19 protein-coding genes are annotated in these 18527 nt (G+C 70.5%); 8 read left to right on the top strand and 11 right to left on the bottom strand.

From position 1 onward, the window contains the following. Positions 1–373: 373 nt before the first annotated feature. Together AB0G84_RS33730 and AB0G84_RS33725 are read left to right on the top strand one after the other, a co-directional pair. Positions 374–1378: a bifunctional lytic transglycosylase/C40 family peptidase gene (locus AB0G84_RS33730; protein WP_361329633.1), complete on the top strand. Its 1005-nt coding sequence runs from the start codon at positions 374–376 to the stop codon at positions 1376–1378. 205 nt (positions 1379–1583) lie between these two features. Continuing rightward, positions 1584–2300 carry a phosphatase PAP2 family protein gene (locus AB0G84_RS33725; protein ID WP_361329630.1) on the top strand — a complete coding sequence of 239 codons (717 nt, stop codon included), beginning with the start codon at positions 1584–1586 and terminating at the stop codon, positions 2298–2300. A gap of 113 nt (positions 2301–2413) precedes the next feature. Here the strand turns inward: AB0G84_RS33725 and AB0G84_RS33720 are convergent, their stop codons facing one another. Together AB0G84_RS33720 and AB0G84_RS33715 are read right to left on the bottom strand one after the other, a co-directional pair. Then, positions 2414–4033 (bottom strand): FAD-binding oxidoreductase, encoded by a 1620-nt coding sequence (locus tag AB0G84_RS33720; protein WP_361329627.1) that lies wholly within the window; start codon positions 4031–4033, stop codon positions 2414–2416. A gap of 259 nt (positions 4034–4292) precedes the next feature. Then, positions 4293–4469 (bottom strand): hypothetical protein, encoded by a 177-nt coding sequence (locus AB0G84_RS33715; protein ID WP_361329624.1) that lies wholly within the window; start codon positions 4467–4469, stop codon positions 4293–4295. Between the two features lie 172 nt (positions 4470–4641). Here AB0G84_RS33715 and AB0G84_RS33710 point away from each other — a divergent pair, with 172 nt between their 5' ends. Beyond that, positions 4642–5505, top strand: a complete 864-nt coding sequence (locus AB0G84_RS33710; RefSeq protein ID WP_361329621.1) for a hypothetical protein — start codon at positions 4642–4644, stop codon at positions 5503–5505. Between the two features lie 107 nt (positions 5506–5612). After that, on the top strand, positions 5613–5825 hold the full coding sequence (locus AB0G84_RS33705) for a hypothetical protein (protein WP_361329618.1): 213 nt from the start codon (positions 5613–5615) through the stop codon (positions 5823–5825). A gap of 6 nt (positions 5826–5831) precedes the next feature. On the opposite strand, the gene AB0G84_RS33700 is transcribed toward AB0G84_RS33705, so the two are convergent. Beyond that, positions 5832–6248 carry a metal-sensitive transcriptional regulator gene (locus AB0G84_RS33700; protein WP_361329615.1) on the bottom strand — a complete coding sequence of 139 codons (417 nt, stop codon included), beginning with the start codon at positions 6246–6248 and terminating at the stop codon, positions 5832–5834. Positions 6249–6442: 194 nt separating this feature from the next. Here AB0G84_RS33700 and AB0G84_RS33695 point away from each other — a divergent pair, with 194 nt between their 5' ends. Further along, the gene (locus AB0G84_RS33695; RefSeq protein ID WP_361329612.1) at positions 6443–7063 is read left to right on the top strand and encodes a DUF47 family protein; all 621 of its coding nucleotides are present in this window, start codon (positions 6443–6445) and stop codon (positions 7061–7063) included. A gap of 9 nt (positions 7064–7072) precedes the next feature. Beyond that, on the top strand, positions 7073–8071 hold the full coding sequence (locus AB0G84_RS33690) for an inorganic phosphate transporter (RefSeq protein ID WP_361329609.1): 999 nt from the start codon (positions 7073–7075) through the stop codon (positions 8069–8071). Between the two features lie 142 nt (positions 8072–8213). Here AB0G84_RS33690 and pstB read toward each other — a convergent pair whose 3' ends face one another. The 4 genes from pstB to pstS form a co-directional block, all read right to left on the bottom strand. Then, positions 8214–8990, bottom strand: a complete 777-nt coding sequence (pstB, locus tag AB0G84_RS33685) for a phosphate ABC transporter ATP-binding protein PstB (RefSeq protein WP_361329606.1) — start codon at positions 8988–8990, stop codon at positions 8214–8216. Between the two features lie 138 nt (positions 8991–9128). Continuing rightward, entirely contained in the window at positions 9129–10211 is a 1083-nt protein-coding gene (pstA, locus tag AB0G84_RS33680) for a phosphate ABC transporter permease PstA (RefSeq protein WP_361329603.1), read from the bottom strand. Further along, positions 10208–11203 (bottom strand): phosphate ABC transporter permease subunit PstC, encoded by a 996-nt coding sequence (gene pstC / locus AB0G84_RS33675; RefSeq protein WP_361329600.1) that lies wholly within the window; start codon positions 11201–11203, stop codon positions 10208–10210. The genes pstA and pstC overlap by 4 nt, the downstream gene beginning before the upstream one ends. Before the next feature lie 104 nt (positions 11204–11307). Continuing rightward, positions 11308–12435, bottom strand: a complete 1128-nt coding sequence (pstS, locus tag AB0G84_RS33670; protein WP_361329597.1) for a phosphate ABC transporter substrate-binding protein PstS — start codon at positions 12433–12435, stop codon at positions 11308–11310. 559 nt (positions 12436–12994) lie between these two features. Between pstS and AB0G84_RS33665 the strand changes: the two genes are divergently transcribed. Together AB0G84_RS33665 and AB0G84_RS33660 are read left to right on the top strand one after the other, a co-directional pair. After that, positions 12995–14065 (top strand): NlpC/P60 family protein, encoded by a 1071-nt coding sequence (locus tag AB0G84_RS33665; protein WP_361329594.1) that lies wholly within the window; start codon positions 12995–12997, stop codon positions 14063–14065. A 306-nt stretch (positions 14066–14371) separates the two neighbouring features. Further along, entirely contained in the window at positions 14372–15835 is a 1464-nt protein-coding gene (locus AB0G84_RS33660) for a SpoIIE family protein phosphatase (protein WP_361329591.1), read from the top strand. Positions 15836–15892: 57 nt separating this feature from the next. Here the strand turns inward: AB0G84_RS33660 and AB0G84_RS33655 are convergent, their stop codons facing one another. The 4 genes from AB0G84_RS33655 to AB0G84_RS33640 form a co-directional block, all read right to left on the bottom strand. After that, positions 15893–16237 carry a DUF2516 family protein gene (locus tag AB0G84_RS33655; protein ID WP_361329588.1) on the bottom strand — a complete coding sequence of 115 codons (345 nt, stop codon included), beginning with the start codon at positions 16235–16237 and terminating at the stop codon, positions 15893–15895. A 155-nt stretch (positions 16238–16392) separates the two neighbouring features. Then, complete coding sequence (locus tag AB0G84_RS33650) at positions 16393–17013, bottom strand: hypothetical protein (RefSeq protein ID WP_361329585.1); 621 nt, start codon at positions 17011–17013, stop codon at positions 16393–16395. 33 nt (positions 17014–17046) lie between these two features. Continuing rightward, positions 17047–17511: a helix-turn-helix transcriptional regulator gene (locus AB0G84_RS33645; RefSeq protein ID WP_361329582.1), complete on the bottom strand. Its 465-nt coding sequence runs from the start codon at positions 17509–17511 to the stop codon at positions 17047–17049. A gap of 273 nt (positions 17512–17784) precedes the next feature. After that, entirely contained in the window at positions 17785–18384 is a 600-nt protein-coding gene (locus AB0G84_RS33640; protein ID WP_361329579.1) for a hypothetical protein, read from the bottom strand. Between the last annotated feature and the right edge of the window lie 143 nt (positions 18385–18527).

The raw sequence follows: 18527 nt of genomic DNA, 5'->3' as shown, positions 1-18527 counted from the left end.
CCATGGGGGTGGCGTGTGTGGATGGGCGCACGCCGTCCATCGAACCGACTACTCTCACCGTGTGTATCACGGCCGATAACCCTGAGCAATGATCATCGGGGCGGCGGCGCAGTGGCCGCCCCGCCCCGCCGGGGAAGTGCGCCGCCCGGCAGCGCGGGTGACGACCCGTCCGTTCCCCGAGGTAAGAGGTGAAAGACCCGCATTCCGTTCCCGGGGCCGGTGTGCCGTCGCCCGTCCGGCGGTGCGCCGGGTGCCGCCGGGAGTGGGATCGCGCCCCCGGTCGGAGCGCCCCTGCGCCTCCTGTGTGACGCAACGCGCAGCGTGAGGCTGGAAAAGGGCAGTGAACCGGGCCTGGATGGGGGAGGGTTGTGGGGTGCGGAAATTCTGGGTGGCCGGCGGGCTCGGGGCGGGGCTGCTGTTCGGCCTGCTCGCGTTGCTGGTGATCGCTACGTACGTGGTGGCGGCCGGGCTGGCCGGGCTCGGGGGCCGGGCGGCCGGGCTGGCGAAGGGTGCGGTGCCCGCCGCGTACCAGGACATGGTGCAGAAGTGGGGGGCGCTCTGTCCGGCGATAAGCCCCCCGCTGCTGGCCGCGCAGCTCTACCAGGAGAGCGGCTGGAACCCCCGGGCGCAGAGCCCGGCCGCCGCGCAGGGCATGGCGCAGTTCATCCCGGCGACCTGGCAGACCCACGGGGTGGACGGGAACGGTGACGGGCGGCGGGACGTCTGGGACCCGGCCGACGCCATCGCCTCGGCCGCCTCGTACGACTGTGAGCTGGCCAAGTACGTGCGCAATGCGCCCGGTGACGCGACGAAGAACATGCTCGCTGCGTACAACGCCGGTGCCTACCGCGTGATCCAGTACAACGGGGTGCCGCCCTACCGGGAGACCCAGAACTACGTGAAGACCATCACGACGCTGGCGAAGAGCTTCGAGGCGCCGGCCGGCCCGGTGGCACCCTCCCGGCAGGCCGCCGGGGCCATCTACTTCGCGCAGGACAAACTCGGCACGCCCTACCTGTGGGGCGGGACGGGCACGGCCGCGCAGCGCGGACGGTTCGACTGCTCGGGCCTGACCCAGGCCGCCTACCGCTCGGTGGGCATCGAGCTGCCGCGGGTGGCGAACGACCAGTGGAACGCCGGACCGCACCCCAAGCGCGGTGAGCTGCTCCCGGGAGACCTGGTGTTCTTCGCGTACGACCTGAACGACCCGCGGTCGATCCACCACGTGGGGATCTATGTGGGCGGCGGGTACATGATCAATGCGCCTTACACGGGCGCGAAGATCCGGTTCGACAAGATCGACACACCGGACTACATCGGGGCGACCCGGGTCACCTCGGATGGCGCAAAAGCACTCCCTGCTGCGAACGCTGCGTAAACATGAGGCCCTGAACTGCGGTGATGAGTCAAGCTTCGATAACGTCCTGGTGATCATCCCGTGGAGGATGGAACGACCGGCGCAGGGATGTCGTTTCCTGTGCGTGGGGACGTAGCAGCGCTCGCAGCAGCACACGCTCGACGACCACGGGGGTTGGCAGCACACCAAGGCGCTCGCGCGCGGGAAAGATAAGGGGCCACGGTAGATGGCTGGACTCGCACTGGAGGGGCCGAACCCCGATGTCGACGTGCTCGACGGCATCAACGGCCTTGCCAAGGACGCCCCCCACTGGGTCAACAAGGCCATGGAGTACATCGGCGAGTACGGCCTCATCGCCGCGCTCGCGGTGCTGTGCCTGGTGGCCTGGTGGTCCGCGCGCCGCCGGCCGGGTGCGCCGTCCGCCGTCGCGGGTCTGGTGTGGGCGCCGTTGGCGGCCGGCATCGCCCTGTTGGCGAACATCCCGATCCGGGATTTCGTCGAGCGGCCGAGGCCGTTCAAGGACCACGCCGGGCTGGCCGTGCTGATCCCCGGGAAGAGCGACTTCTCGTTCGTGAGCGATCACGCCACGCTGACGATGGCGGTCGGCGTGGGGCTGTTCCTCGCCAGCCGGAAGTACGGCGTGATCGGGATCCTGCTGGCGCTCGCCGAGGGCTTCTGCCGCGTCTACATGGGCGTGCACTACCCCACCGATGTGATCGGCGGCTTCGCGCTGGGCACCGCCGTCGCGCTGCTGCTGGCGCCGCTCGCCCAGGCGCTGCTGGTGCCGCTGATGAGCGCGATCGCCCGGTCGAAGGTGTCCTGGCTGGTGCGGGCGCCGGGGGTGGCCGTGGAGCCCGCCGGCGCCGAGGGCAGCCGGGTGGTGGCCACCGGATCGGCGGTGCCGGGCGGGCACCCGGAGCGGGACAAGGACCTGGCGGCCTGAGCGCCCGTACGGCCCGCGCGGCCGTACGGGACGGAGAAGACCTGGCGGATGCGGACGGCCCGGCCCCTGAGGGGACCGGGCCGTCCGTGTGTCCGCTGCCGGACGGGTGCGGCTCAGAGCGCCTGCGGGAAGGTGCTGAACAGCCGCTGCGGGTCGTAGGCCCGCTTGACCTGGGCGAGCCGGTCAGCGGCGGCGCCGTAGTAGGCGGACTTCCAGTCGGTCAGGCCGGGGTCGGTGTAGTTCTGGTACGCGGCGCCCGAGGAGTGGCGCTGCATCGCGTCATGGAACGAATTGAGCCACCCTGTGCGGGCGCCGGGCGAGCCGTTCGCCGACCAGGACGTCAAGTACTGGGCCAGGAACCGCGATCCGCGGTGCACGAAGGCGGTGTCGGTGCGGCCGACGCGGTTGATGGCGCCGCCCAGCGCGGTCAGTGCCACATTGCCGGTGACGCCCTTGCGACCGCCGCTCTCGATCTGCTGCAGCATGGTCTGGATGCCGGCCGGGGACAGCGAGCGGTCGAAGAAGTGCGAGCGGGCCGCGTAGGTCTCCCGGCCCAACTGGCCGGAGCCGGTGTGGCCGGGCAGCGAACCGGGCATGTGGCACTGCGCGGTGGACTTTGACGAGCAGCCGGCGTACGACTCCATCGCGTCCAGGTAGTCCTTGGGCGTGAGGTGGATGCTGGAGGCCGGGCCGGGGCCGCCGGCCTGGTCGGCGAGCTTGTCCACGGCGTTCTGCAGGTCGCGGTGGCTGCCCAGGGAGAAGGCGGCGATGGACACCGACGGGGTGCCGCCGGGGCGGGCGTCGAGATGGCAGGCGGACCATATCTCGTCGGCCTGGGTCGGGCCCCACTTCTGCCAGGACGCCACCACCTTCGCCGCCTTGGACCACGGCCAGGTCATGTACGCCATCACCGCGCGCGGCGCCGGATGCGTACGGAAGCGGAGTTCGGTGACCACGCCGAAGTTGCCGTTGCCGGCGCCGCGCAGCGCCCAGAAGAGGTCGGTGTGCTGCTTGCGGTCGCAGTCGACGGTCTTGCCGTCGGCGGTGACCAGGGTGGCGCCCACGAGGCTGTCGCAGGTCAGGCCGTAGGCGCGGGAGACCACGCCGTGGCCGCCGCCGAGGGTGAGGCCGGATATGCCGACGGTGGGGCAGGAGCCCCCGGGTATGGTCACGCCGTGCGCGCCCAGGCCCTCGTAGACGTCGATGAGCTTGGCGCCGGCGCCGATCCGGGTGGTCCCGCCGGACGGCGCGCCGACCTTGGAGAGCGCCGAGACGTCGATGATCAGCTTGTTGTTGCCGCTGGACCAGCCGGCGTAGGAGTGGCCGCCGCTGCGGATGGCGACCGGGGTGCCGTGGCGTCGGGCGAAGGTGAGGCACTCGGCAATGTCGGCGGGGTGCTCGACATAGGCGATGGCCGACGGCTTCAGCGTGTCGTAGCGGGTGTTGTAGAGCTTGCGGGCGGTGGCGTAGGCGGCGTCGGAGGCCCGGATGAGCTTGCCGTCCAGGCTCTTGCCGAGTGCGGTCCAGTTCGCCTGGGTGGCCCGGGCGGCGCCGGCGGGGACGGCGGCCGCGTTGGTCTGTGCGGCACCGGCGCCGGAGCCGGCGGTGGCCCCGGAGGCGGAGGCGGAGGAGGCCGCGCCCGCCTTGCCGGTCTTGTTGTCGCAGCCGGTGGCCAGGGCGACCGAGGCCGCCGCCAGTCCGGTGCCGGCCTGCAGGAGTGTGCGCCGCTTCACTGGGATGAGTCCCCCTCGATGTCGGTACGGTCGCGCCCCGCTCGCCGGCGGCCGGCCGTGGTCCCGCGGGGTGCGTGTTGGGAGCACAGCACCGGGCGGTGAGCCGTGTACCTCCCCCGCACTCCGCCGTGCCCGGCATGCTCCGCGCCGTCCCGGACTGTCCGATTCCGGCCTTGCCGTCCGTTGCCGGCGCGGTGCTGCTGCCTCTCTCATTACCCAGATGGCGTACGGGCGTTGGGGGTTCCCGGAACGGACTGTCTCATTCCACGGTGCGTCCGGTCAGGGCCCCGGACTCGGGGTCGGCCTGGTGGCGCTCGGCGTCCGTGCGTGCCTGCGAGCGGGCGCGGCGGGCCGGACCGCGCCAGCCGCACTCACAACGGGCCGTGCAGAAGGACCCGCGTTCGGTGGTGGAGGTCGTGTGGGCTGGCTCGGGCACCCGTCCACGCTACGCGCCCCCGGTGCCGTTGCGTGACGAGCCCCCGTAACGGTCGTTGAACGGATCGGTCGACGGAACGTCAGGTGCGGCGCCGGCGCGACGTCCGACCCTCCCGAGCGGACCGGCCGGCCAGGACGGTCCCGAAGACGGCGGCCGAGGGGGCTCGTACGCGATGGTGGTGCAGGACAGGCGAGGCGGCGCGGCCGTCGTGGCCGCGGCGTGCGGGACGGGGCTGGCGGTCGGGCTGCTGACGACGGGCTGTTCCCCCGACGGCGCCGCGGCCGACGACCAGGAGCCGGCCGGCCGGTCCCCCGTCGCGGCCGCCGCGCAAGTCCGCGGCAGCGCCGACGTCCTGCTCCGGGCCCGCTCCGCCGAGGTGCGCAGCGCCATGGAGACGGTCAGCGGCGGCACCCTGGTCGCCATCCGGGGCACCGGCGGCTACGACTTCACCACCAGCACCGGGCGGCTGCGGGTGGTGTTGCCCGATCCGGCGGGCCGGCCCGCCGAGGGCCGGCAGCCGATCACCGAGATCTTCGCGCCCGGTGCGCTGTACATGAAGAACCGCGGTGCGGGGGTGCCGGCCGACAAGTGGGTGCGGGTGGACACCGCCGCGCTGGCCGACGGGAACCTGGTCACCGGCGGTGCCACCGACCCGCTGACTGCGGCCGAACTGCTCCGCGGGGCACGGGAGGTGACCTACCAGGGCGAGGAGCGGATGGGCGGCGTCCGGGTGCGGCACTACCGGGGGACGACGGACATCGCGCGGGCCGCCCGGGCGGCGTCGCCGGGTACCCGGCCGGCGCTGGTCGCCGCGGAGAAGGGGTTCACCACCGACACCGTGCCGTTCGACGCGTATCTGGACGAAGCGGGGCGGCTGCGCAAGGTGCGCCAGAGCTTCCGCTTCGCCAACGGAGCGCCCAACGGTGCGTCGGTGACCTCGACGACGGAGCTGTCCGGCTTTGGCACCCCGGTGGTCGTGCGGCTCCCGGATCGCCGCGACATCTACGCCGGGAAGATCGCTTCCGCTGCGCCCTAGCCGCCCGGCGGCCGGGGGCGGCGGTGCCCTCCGGGGCGGAAATGGTCCATCCGTGTCATGCGCGTAGGGTGCGGCCGTCCCTACGCTGGGCGGTAACCACCAGAGGCGTGGGAAGGCGCTCGAAGGAGGAGGTGTTGCTCGTGGCCGGCCACCGCCATCAGACGGTTCAGGACCACGTGGCCCTCGTCGAGATCGACCTGGCTGGTGAGTTGATGATCGCGGCCGCGGCCGCCAGTGAGGATCGGCTCAGCGCGGACCGTATCGACGAGGTGCTGGACGTCGACGGCGACCATCGTGACCGGGCCGCTGAGCCCGGGTAGCCACGGTCAGGTGCGCAGCATCCGCTCGATGGCCTTGGTCGCCTCCTGGACCTTGGCGTCGATCGCCTCGGGGCCCTTGACCGCCGCGTCGGCGACGCAGTGCCGCAGATGCTCCTCCAGGAGCTGGAGCCCGAAGGACTGCAGGCCCTTGGTGCTCGCCGAGACCTGGGTGAGTATGTCGATGCAGTAGACATCCTCCTCCAGCATCCGCTGGAGTCCGCGGATCTGGCCCTCGATCCGGCGCAGTCGCTTGATGTGCGCGTCCTTCTGCTGTGCGTAGCCGTGCGGACCGGCCGGGGCGGAGGGCTCTGCGTTATCCGTCACGGTTTCGTTCGCGTCCCGGGGGGTGCGGCCCGGCTGCCCGGGGTGGCCGGCCGTGGCGGCTGCGGTGCTGCCGTTGGCGTCGGCGTCCGTGGTCGTCATGGCCTTCTCCCGTGGAATCCCGGCGATTTGCATACCCCTGGTGGGTATATGGTACCGAACTTTGCGGGCACCGGCGGTACCCCGTGCAGAGCATGCTGCACGATGGGCGACACTGAAGGAATGCCGGTTAGCAGTGGCTGGATGATGCGCCTAGCATCAACCCGACCGAATCCGATGTACCCCGAGGATTTCACGTGCGTTTTCGTCTGACCCCCAGGGAGACGAGCTTCTACGACATGTTCGCCGCCTCCGCGGACAACATCGTCACGGGCTCGAAGCTCCTGATGGAACTGCTCGGGGCGGACGCCTCCGCGCGGGCCGAGATCGCCGAACGCATGCGTGCGGCGGAGCATGCGGGAGATGACGCGACGCACGCGATCTTCCACCAGCTGAACTCCTCGTTCATCACGCCGTTCGACCGCGAGGACATCTACAACCTCGCCTCGTCGCTCGACGACATCATGGACTTCATGGAGGAGGCCGTCGATCTGGTCGTCCTCTACAAGGTCGAGGAGCTGCCGAAGGGCATCGAGCAGCAGATCGAGGTGCTGGCGCGGGCGGCGGAGCTGACCGCCGAGGCGATGCCGAACCTGCGCACGATGTCCAACCTCACCGAGTACTGGATCGAGGTCAACCGCCTGGAGAACCAGGCCGACCAGATCCACCGCAAGCTGCTGGCGCACCTCTTCAACGGCAAGTACGACGCCATCGAGGTCCTCAAGCTCAAGCAGATCGTGGACATCCTGGAAGAGGCTGCGGACGCGTTCGAGCACGTCGCCAACACGGTCGAGACCATTGCGGTCAAGGAGTCCTGAGCGCCGGCCATGGACACCTTCGCGCTCGTCGTGACCATTGCGGTCGCGCTCGGTTTCACCTACACCAACGGCTTCCACGACTCCGCCAACGCGATCGCGACCTCGGTCTCGACCCGTGCGCTCACGCCGCGGGCCGCGCTGGCGATGGCCGCCGTGATGAACCTCGCCGGCGCCTTCCTGGGCAGCGGGGTCGCCAAGACGGTCAGTGAGGGCCTGATCGCCACGCCGCACGGCAGCCAGGGGATGGGCATCCTGTTCGCCGCGCTGCTCGGCGCGGTGGTCTGGAACCTCGTCACCTGGTACTTCGGGCTGCCCTCGTCGTCCTCGCACGCGCTGTTCGGTGGCATGGTCGGCGCGGCGCTGGCCGGCGGCACGAAGGTCATCTGGTCCGGGGTGGTCGACAAGGTCATCCTGCCGATGTTCATCTCGCCGGTGATCGGCCTGGTGCTCGGCTACCTCGTGATGGTCGTGATCCTGTGGATCTTCCGCAGGGCCAACCCGCACAAGGCCAAGCGCGGCTTCCGCATAGCCCAGACCGTCTCGGCCGCCGGTATGGCGCTCGGCCACGGTCTGCAGGACGCCCAGAAGACCATGGGCGTGGTGGTGATGGCCCTGGTCATCGCCGATGTCGAGGACGCGAACGACGCCATCCCGATCTGGGTCAAGCTGGCCTGTGCGCTCACCCTCTCGCTGGGCACGTACGCGGGTGGCTGGCGCATCATGCGCACCCTGGGTCGCCGCATCATCGAGCTGGACCCGCCGCAGGGCTTCGCCGCGGAGACCACCGCGGCCTCGGTCATGTACACCGCGTCGTTCATGTTCCAGGCGCCGATCTCCACGACCCATGTCATCACCTCGGCGATCATGGGCGTCGGCTCGACCAAGGGCCCGCGCGCGGTGCGCTGGGGCGTCGCCAAGAACATCGTCATGGGCTGGTTCATCACCATGCCGGCGGCGGCGCTGGTCGCGGCGCTCGCGTACTGGCTGATCCAGCTCGCCTTCGGCTGACGCACCCGGCCCCGGCCGCCGCATCCGGCCGGACGACGCAGTGGGCCCGCCCCCCCCGGGAAGGAGGGGCGGGCCCTTCGTCTTGCGGTGGCACCGCCATGCAGCACCGCAGGACGCTCTGGGGGGCGTCGGCCGGGCGGGCCTAGCCGAAGCGGCCGGAGATGTAGTCCTCCGTGGCCTGGACCGAGGGGTTGGAGAAGATCCGCTCGGTCTCGTCGATCTCGATCAGCTTGCCGGGCTGCCCGACGGCCGCGAGGTTGAAGAACGCCGTACGGTCCGAGACGCGCGCGGCCTGCTGCATGTTGTGCGTCACGATGACGATCGTGAAGCGCTCCTTCAGCTCGCCGATCAGGTCCTCGATGGCGAGGGTGGAGATCGGGTCGAGCGCCGAGCAGGGCTCGTCCATCAGCAGCACCTGCGGCTCGACCGCGATGGCGCGGGCGATGCACAGCCGCTGCTGCTGACCGCCGGACAGGCCCGAGCCGGGCTTGTTCAGCCGGTCCTTGACCTCGTTCCAGAGGTTGGCGCCCTTCAGGGAGCGCTCGACGATGTCCTTCAGCTCGCTCTTCTTGTACGAGCCGTTCAGTCGCAGGCCTGCCGCGACGTTGTCGAAGATCGACATGGTGGGGAACGGGTTGGGGCGCTGGAAGACCATGCCGACGGTGCGGCGCACGGCCACCGGGTCGACCCCGGAGCCGTAGAGGTTCTCGTCGTCCAGCATCACCTTGCCCTCGACGCGGCCGCCGGGGGTGACCTCGTGCATCCGGTTCAGGGTGCGCAGGAAGGTCGACTTGCCGCAGCCGGAGGGGCCGATGAAGGCGGTCACGGAGCGCGGCTCGACGGTCATCGAGATGTCGTCGATGGCCTTGTGGCTGCCGTAGTACGCGGAGAGGCCGCTGACGTCGATTCGCTTGGCCATGGAAATCACTGCTTCTTTCTGTCGCCGGGCTTGGTCAGCGGCCGGGCTGCGTCAAATGGTCGGACTTCGTTTCGCTTCCGCTCCGGCCGGGTGCCGCACCCTCGTTCCTCGGATGCGACCCCCGACCTCCGCTGCAGCTCAACTCCGTCCTCCGCGTGGGGCCTTCCAGCGGGCGATGCCGCGGGCCACCAGGTTGAGGATCATGACGAAGGCGATGAGGACCAGAGCCGCGGCCCAGGCGCGGTCGTAGGAGGCCTCGGAACCCTGCTGCCACTGCTGGAAAACGTAGAGCGGAAGCGACTGCTGGGCGTCTTCGAAGGGGTTGTTGTTGATCGTCTTCGCTCCCCAGACCAGGAGCAGGACGGGGGCGGTCTCACCGGTGATACGGGCGATGGCGAGCATCACGCCGGTGGTGATGCCGCCGATCGACGTCGGCAGCACGACCTTGAGGATGGTGCGCCACTTGGGGACGCCCAGGGCCAGCGAGGCCTCGCGCAGCTCGTTCGGGACGAGCTTGAGCATCTCCTCGGTGGAGCGGACCACGACCGGCATCATCAGGATCGCCAGCGCCATCGAGCCGGCGAAGCCGGACGGGCCGAAGCCGAGGATCAGGATCCACACGGAGAGGATGAACAGGCCGGCCACGATCGAGGGGATGCCGGTCATCACGTCGACGAAGAAGGTGACGGCCTTGGCGAGCCGGCCGCGGCCGTACTCGACGAGGTAGATCGCGGTGAGCAGGCCGATCGGCGCGGCGATCAGGGTGGCCAGGCCGACCTGCTCCAGGGTGCCGATGATCGCGTGGTAGATGCCGCCGCCGGGCATCGCGTCGGGCAGGGTGCCCATCGAGTGCGACAGGAAGTAGCCGTTGAGGACCTTGCTGCCGCGGACGACGGTCTCCCACAGCAGCGAGGCGAGCGGGATCACGGCGAGCAGGAAGGCGACCCAGACCAGGCTGGTGGCCAGCCGGTCCTTGGCCTGCCGGGCGCCCTCGACGCCGGCGGCCAGCGCGAACGTGCCGAGGATGAACAGCACGACGGCGATCAGGCCCCACTGCAGGGTGCTGTCCAGGCCGGCGCCCACGCCGATGCCGCAGCCGGCGCCGACCGCGACCAGTGCGAGCAGCGGGGTGGTCCAACGGGGCAGGCGGGCCTGCTTGAGGGAGACCGGAAGCGGGGCGCCGCCGTTGGCGACCGGTCGGTGGTCAGTCACGGCGCTCATGCTGCGGCTCCCGAGTACTCCTTGCGGCGGGCGATGATCAGGCGGGCCGCGCCGTTGACGACCAGCGTGATCACGAAGAGGACGAGCCCGGAGGCGATCAGGGCGTCCTGGCCGAACTGGTCGGCCTCGCTGAACTTGCTGGCGATGTTCTGGGCGAAGGTGCCGCCGCCCGGGTCCAGCAGGCTGGCGCTGATCAGGAAGCTGGGCGAGAGGACCGTGGCGACGGCCATCGTCTCGCCGAGCGCGCGGCCCAGGCCCAGCATGGAGGCGCTGATGACGCCGGAGCGGCCGAAGGGCAGCACCGCCATCCGGATGACCTCCCAGCGGGTGGCGCCGAGTGCCAGCGCCGCCTCCTCGTGCATCTTGGGCACCTGGAGGAAGACCTCACGGCTGACGCTGGTCACGATCGGCAGGACCATGATCGCGAGGAGGATGCCCACGGTGAACAGCGAGCGGGGCGCGCCCTGCGAGTAGCTGAAGATGCCGGTCCAGCCGAGGTAGTCGTTCAGCCAGTTGTAGAGACCGGTCAGGTGCGGCACGAGGAAGAGGGCGCCCCACAGGCCGTAGATGATGCTGGGCACCGCGGCGAGCAGGTCGATGACGTAGCCGAGCGGCGAGGCCAGCTTGCGCGGGGCGTAGTGCGAGATGAACAGCGCGATGCCGACCGCGACCGGGACCGCGAGGACCATCGCGATCACCGAGCTGACGACCGTGCCGAACGCGAGCACCGCGATGCCGAACTTCGGGTCGGTGCCGGTGGCGTTCCAGTCGAACGTGGTGAAGAAGTTGGCCTTGTCGCCGGAGATGGCGAGCACGGACCGGTAGGTGAGGAAGACCGCGATGGCGGCCATGATCACCAGGAGGGCGATACCGGAACCTCGGGAGAGGCCGAGGAAGATCCGGTCACCGGGGCGAACGGCCCGTCCGGACACCGACGGGCGGTCGTTGCGTGGTGCCGGTGGGGTGTCGGTTATCGAGGAGTCGTGAGTCATGGATTCTCCGGTCTGCGGAGCCGGTGGGGGCTCCTGGCGCGGCGGTGCACCGGACGGGCGGAGGCCCGAGACCGTACTGGCCTCGGGCCGCCACCCTGGGTTGGTCAGGCGATCTTCGCGACGGTCGCGCGGACCTTGTCGGCGATCTCGGTGGGCAGCGGGGCGTAGCCGAGGGCCTTCAGCGCGGCCTGGCCGTCCTTGCTGGAGATGTAGGTGAGGAACGACTTGGTGGCGGGCAGGGTCTCGGCCTTGTTGCCCTTGTTGCAGGCGATCTCGTACGTCACCAGGGTGATCGGGTAGGCGCCCTCGGCCTTGGTGGTGTAGTTGAGCTGCAGGGCCAGGTCGTCGCCCTTGCCGACCTGCTTGGCTTCGGAGATGGCCTTGGAAGCATTGTCGACCGTCGCGTCGACCGGCGCCTTCGCACCGGTGTTCAGCTTGGCCGTGGGGATCTTGCCGGCGGTCGCGTACGACAGCTCGAAGTAGGAGATCGCGCCGCTGGTCTGCTTGACCTGCGAGGAGACGCCGGCCGAGCCGGAGGCCGCCTGGCCGCCGGTGCCCTCCCACTTCTTCGCCGGCTCGTGCTTCCAGTCACCCGGGGCGGCGCCCTTGAGGTACTTGGTGAAGTTGTCGGTGGTGCCGGAGTCGTCGGAGCGGTGGAACGCCTGGATCTTGAGGTCCGGGAGCTTGGCGCTCGGGTTCAGCTTCTTGATCGCCGGGTCGTTCCACTTGGTGATCTTCGAGTCGAAGATCTTCGCCAGGGTCGGGGCGTCCAGCACCAGGTTGTCGACGCCGGGGACGTTGTAGCCGACCGCGATCGGACCGCCGACCATCGGCAGGTCGATGGCCTGGCCGCCCTTGCAGACCTGCTTGGACTTGGTGATCTCGTCGGGCTTGAGGGCGGAGTCCGAGCCCGCGAAGGCGGTCTGGCCCTGCAGGAAGGTGGTGACACCCGCACCGGAGCCGGTCGGCTGGTAGTTGATCTCGGTGTCCTTGCAGGCGCCCGAGTAGTTCTGCACCCAGACGTCCATGGCGTTCTTCTGCGCCGAGGAGCCGGACGCGAGCAGCTTGCCCTTGCCCTCACACTTGATGTTCGAGGTCTTGGCGGCGCTGCCGCTGCCGCCGCTGCCGCCGGTGGTGTCGTCGGAGCCGCACGCCGTCAGGGCCAGGGCACCGGAGACGGCGAGAGCGCCAACGGCGAGGGCGCGAACCCGGTTCTTGCGCTGAAGCTTCACTGTCGGGAATTCCTTCCTGGGGCGCGCCGCATCATCGGCGTGCTGGGTGGTGAGGTGGGTGATGACCGCCGTGGGGTGCGGTGTGCCGGCCAGGTATGTCCTAGCCGCGTCGCGCTTGCCATGAGGGCGTGGCGCGCACTCGGTACGGCTGAAATTAGGTAGATCAAGTGAAGCGGCCGATGGAGGAGGGTGAACGCAGGGTGAACCTCGGCCATCAGGTGGGTGCGAGGTGAGCGGCGTCCGTACACGGCGCAGAACAGCCCGTCACTCTGTTGAATTACCGGTCGGTATGGCAGCATCCGCGCCGGAGGAACACACGAAATCGGTGCGGAACGACCGGAGGTGGCTGGTGGGACGCCAGGGGGCACAGCAGGGCGTTCGGGAAGCAGGCGACGTACGGGACGACGGGGGTGCGCGCGACGAGCGGGGCCCACGGAGCGTGCGGGAGGGGCGGGGGGCGGGCCGGGCCACCGGCCGGGGCACAGGTCAGGCCACAGGTCAGGCCACAGGCCGGGGCGCAGGCCTTGCAAGGGTCCGGCGAGGGGTGGCGTGCGCGGCCGTGGTCCTCACCGTGACCGGACTGCTCGGCACCGCGACGGGTGCCGCGTACGCCGACGACCCCAAGCCCCCGACCAAGGGCGCCCCGGCGCCGGCCGACGACTCCGACGCCCAGCGCCTGGACGACGTGCGCAAGAAGATCGACGCCCTCTACCGCAAGGCCGAGCAGGCGACCGAGGCCTACAACGCGGCCAAGGAACAGGTCGAGCTCCAGCAGAAGGAGATCGTCAAGCTGGCCCGCACCATCGACGCCACCCAGCGCCGGCGGACCACCCTCAAGCGGCAGGTGGGCGCGCTGGCCAGCGCCCAGTACCGCGGCGGCGGGCTTCCCGCGGAGGCCAAGCTGATGCTCGCCGCCAACCCCGAGGGCTTCCTCGACAATGCCCTGCTGGCCCGTAAGGGGCAGCTGGCCGCCAAACGCCTGATCAGTCAACTGACGAAAATCCAGGGCGACTTGGAGAGCTATTCGCATTCCGCCACGGACCGCTGGGAGCGCCTGGAGGCGAACCGCAAGAAGAAGGAAAACGCCCAGCGGGACATCAAGAAAAAGATCGATGCGGCAAAGGAGCTGGAATCCCGGCTGGCCGCCAAGGAAAAGGACCGGCTGAAGAAACTGGAGGACGAGCAGGCCTTCAAGCAGCAGCAGAAGTGGCTCGACTCCGGCATCCTCGACGAGATCAGCAACACCGCTTCGGCGCCGGGCAAGAAGGCCATTTCGTACGCCACCGCACAGATCGGCAAGGATTATGTGTGGGGTGCCGAGGGGCCGGACACCTTCGACTGCTCCGGGCTGACCCTGCGCGCCTGGGAGCACGGCGGCCGGACCATTCCGAGAACCTCGCAGGAGCAGTGGCGGCAGCTGCCGCACGTGGCTCTCAAGGACATGCGGCCGGGCGATCTGATCATTTATTTCACCGACGCCAGTCATGTCGGGATGTATCTCGGAAACGGCGCGATCGTCCATGCCCCGCGCCCCGGCCGCCAGGTGACGATCACCGGTGCCGGCACCATGCCGATCCTCGGTGTGGTGCGCCCCGATGGTGACGCCCGCCACGATGACGCAGCTCACTAGGACGGCGAATGACCGGAATGTTTGCTGCCCGAGGGTTGTCACCGGGCAGCTGAAAGCGCCCAAGCGGGGTGATGTTCGTCATTCCGCATTCCGCCCGCCGCAGGTCAAATGGCTTATCGGCCTGGGCATATGACAAGGGCCGATTGTCTTCGGCCATTCCAAACCCCTCCACACTGGCGCTATGGTCGCCTTCCAGTGCCCCGTGTGTGTGCCGCTCAGATGACCGACGAGCGGAGCGAGCCGGGCACAGTGGAGCGCCGGTCGGCGCCCATCGCACCCCTCGGGGGGAGGGAAGGAACCAGACCCATGCCCGTACCCGTACCGCACCAGCGGTCGGTCGTGCTGCCGCACCAGGCAGGACCGGTGGACGACGCCTGCGCGGCCGTCGCACCGGTCGCCGGCGCGCCGGGCGCGGGGGACGCGACGGACCGGAGCCTGCGCGCCCCGGCACCCGCCGCCGACCGGCCGTCGGCCCATCCGGCGCCGTACGGCCTGCAGGTCTCCGACCAGCCGTTCACCGGCCAGCAGCGGGTGGTCGACCAGCACCCCGACCAGGAGCCGGCCGAGCACAAACCGGCCCCGCAGGGCCTGACCCTCCTCCTCATCGGCGAGGACCCCAACAGTCACGTCCCCGAGATGTGGGACTGGGCGGGCCGCAAGGTCCGCCTGCGCACCGCCCGCAACCTCACCGAGGCCGAGCGGCTGCTCACCGACGATGTGCACTGCATCCTGCTCGATCTGGCCCCGGCCGAGCCCAGCGACCGCACCGAGCGGGAGGGCGAGCGCGCCGGCGCCCCGGACGACGAGCTGGGCATACTGCGGGACGTCCTGCGGCTGGCACCCGCGCACGCCGTCCTCGTGCTGACCTACGAGACCGACGCCGAGCGCGCCGCCGATGCGGTACGCGTCGGCGCCCAGGACTACCTCTTCCGCGACGAGCTCGATGGCGCGGTCCTCAGCCGCGCCGTGCGCTACGCGGTCGAGCGCAAGCGCGCCGACCTCGCCCAGCGCCAGCTCACCGAGTCCCGGATGCTGGCCCAGGAGAACGCCCGCCTGGAGCGCGGCCTGCTGCCCACCCCGCTACTGGACGGCTCCGACCTGCGGTTCGCCGCCTGTTACCGCCCCGGCCGCAGCCGCGCGCTGCTCGGCGGCGACTTCTACGACACCGTCCGCACTCCGGACGGCACCGTCCACGCGATGATCGGCGACGTCTGCGGGCACGGCCCCGACGAGGCCGCGCTCGGCGTCGAGCTGCGGATCGCCTGGCGCGCGCTGACCTTCGCCGGGCTGTCCGGCGACGAGCTGCTGGCCACCCTGCAGAAGGTGCTGGAGCACGAGCGCTCCGACGACGAGATCTTCGCGACGCTCTGCACCGTCGACATCTCCGCCGACGGCCACCGCGCCGGCCTGTCGCTGGCCGGCCACCCCGCGCCGCTGCTGGCCCGCGCCGGCGACCACCCCCGGCTGCTGCCGTACGAGTTCGGCGGCCCGGCGCTGGGCCTGCTGCCGCACGCCCGCTGGCCGCGCCGGCAGGTGGAGCTGGGCGCGTCCTGGAGCCTGATGATGTACACCGACGGCCTGATCGAGGGCCGGATCGGTCAGGGGAACCAGCGGCTGGGCCAGGAAGGCATGACCGAGCTGGTCGGGCGCCAGATGGCCACCGGTCTGACCGGCGAGGAACTGCTGGACGCCGCCGTCCGGGAAGTACGCGACCTCAACGGGGGCGAACTGACCGACGATGTGGCCGTCCTCCTGCTGGACCGCCGCTGAAGCGGCCTGCCGCACCGGCCGGCTGCGCAGCGTGTGTGCCCGGAGTCTGCGGGCGGCTCAGCGCCCGCCGTTGAACGGCCCGTAGGGCCCGTCCGAGCTGGAGCCGCCGCGCCGCGGACCACGCCCGCCGCCGCTGACCGCGCGGAGCGCAGGCCGTACGTCGACGGTGTAGACGATCACCGCGATCACGCCGATGACCGGCAGGAACGACATGATCGGCAGGATGAACAGCAGCGCCGTGGCCAGGGCGAGGAAGATCAACCACATGCCCTTGGTCTGCTTGCTGGCGGCGCGGTAGGCATCCTCGCGGCGCACCGCGGCGTCGATCAGCATCACGCCGGCATAGATGCCCAGGGCGAGCTGCGCCCAGCCCAGCAGGCTCTGGAATCCGTAAATCAGCACCGCCGGCCACCGCCCGTTCGCCTGTCGTGTCGTCTCTGGTCCGTCACGGCCGTCGGCCGTCCTGCGGCCCCACCGTACCCGGACAACGGGCCGGGCACCTCAAGTGTGCCCGGCCCGGCCGGTGAAACCCGGTCCTCACTGAACCGTGATGCGGCTCACTTCGCGGACGGCGGGGTGGTCTTCTTCGTCGCCGGGGCCGGCTTGCGCTGGGCGACCGGCTTCTTCGCCGCGGCCGGCTTGGTCTGGGTCGAGGCGCCGGCCTTGGACTCCGCCTTGGCGCCGTTGGCGGCCCCGGTCCGGGCGCCGCTCTTGGGTGCGGGCTTGGGCGCCGGCTCCGGCTCGATCGCCACCGCGATGTCCTCGGCGCGCTCGGCGGCCTCGCCGCGCCAGGTCGCCACCGCGCCCCGGCCGCGCTCGGCCAGCTCCTCGTAGCCCTCGCGGGCCTTCACCGCGGTCTCGGCGACCCGGCCGACGCCCTGCAGCGCCAGCTCCTGCGCCTGGTCGCGGAGCTTCTTGAAGTCGCCGTCCAGGGACTCCAGCAGCTCACCCAGCTTCTCCTGGGCGTCCTTGGCCTGCTTGGTGACCAGGGCCTGGACGTCCTTGGGGTCGGTGCCGCGCACCGACTCGAAGCGCTTGGGGGCCTCGGCGCGGATCTTCTCCACGAGCTGCGGGACCTCGCCGAGCTTCTCGGCGGCCAGGTCGACCGTGCCGGCCAGGGCGTACAGCGGGGTCGTGTCGGTCAGGGCCTTGCGGAGGTCATCGGTGGTGATGGCCATGGCGTTGTTCCTCCTGGAAACGGAATCGGTTGCTCAGGTGGCGTGCGGGCCGCCGTCGGCCTCTGTCTCACGGGGGTCCGTGCCGTGTTCGGGGGACGCCTTCTGCGGCGTGTCCCCTTGCCCGCTCGCAGCATCGTCACCGCCGCCGACCAGCCCGTTCTCCTTGCGGAAGGACTCGTAGATCTGCAGCAGGACCTGCTTTTGTCTCTCGTTGAGCGCCGGGTCGGTGAGTATCGCGGTCTGCACCTGGACCCCGTCCAGACCGTGCCGTTCGTCCAGAATCCCGGCCTGGACGTAGAGCGTCTCCGCGGATATCCGCAGCGCCTTGGCGAGCTGCTGCAGGATCTCCGCGCTCGGCTTGCGCAAGCCGCGCTCGATCTGGCTGAGATACGGATTGGACACCCCGGCGGCATCCGCGAGCTGCCGCAGACTCAGCTGCGCGGTGCGCCGCTGCTCCCGCAGGAACTCGCCGAGATTGCCGACGTTGAGTGATGCCATACGTCGATGGTGCCTCCTCGTGCTAACTATTGCAAGCAAGCGCTAGCAAAAGTGTGAACCGGCCGGCAGTCGGAGGGAGGGCCGGGGGAGGGGAGGTGATTCTCCTGGGCGGGCGTGACCCGGGTGTCGAGCGGAATCCCGCTGGCAGAACGGTCCCCGCACGGGGGTGGGGCCGCATCTGTGCATCGGAGCACGACGCCGGTGCCGTACCGGACCGCCCCCTCAGCCCAGGTCCGGGGGTCCGGCTCCGGCCGGGAATCCGGTCGAGCCGGCTCAGCCGAACCAGACCACCAGGCGGACGTTCTCGTTCCCGTACTCGGCCGCCAGCGCGCTCATCGACGCCCACACCGGGGCCCAACGGCCGTCCGGTGGAACGAACATCCCGGCCGTGAGGACCACCGGACGGTACACGCAGTCGTTGAGATGGACCTCGCCGCCCGGCGGCCATTCGGACGGGAACAGATCCTCGCCGAAGAGCTCCTCCGCCGCGTCGAGCACCTGGATCGGCGCCCAGGCCACGTCGTCCAGGACGAGCTCGCCGTCCGGCCCCGGTCGCCACTCGCCCAGACGGTTCCCGTCGGGGCCGTCGCAGAGCGGCGCGTCCCAGTCGACCGCCGCGATCTCGGCCCACGTCGCGTACGAGTGGCTGTGGTTCAGTTCGTCACACCCCTTCGGCACTTCGTCGCAGGCGTCCTCCGGCCACCCCCGCTGGTCGAACAGCGGCCGCTCCACCCCGAGGCTCCCGCCGTAGCCGAACAGGCACTCGCGGGCGTCCCGGGCCTTCCCGAGGTCGAAGTCGAGCAGATCGACCGCCATCTCCCACGCCCCGCCTGCCCTGCGTGTCTCGATCAATCCGTCGATGTGCGTCCCCATGGGCGCCCATGCTAGGGGCGCCTTGTCGATCGGGCCGGATCAGGCGACGGCTCCTGGCTCGCCGATGGCTCCGACGGCCATCCGGTCCGCTGGTCCCGCTCTCCGCTGCCGTCCGCACCGCCGCACCCGGCAGGTTGACGGGT

Origin of the sequence: Streptomyces sp. NPDC020742 (genome assembly GCF_040641675.1) — a bacterium.
Taxonomy (GTDB): Bacteria; Actinomycetota; Actinomycetes; order Streptomycetales; family Streptomycetaceae; genus Streptomyces.
Note: the sequence above shows the minus strand (reverse complement) of the source record. Positions and strands in the feature narration are given on the sequence as shown.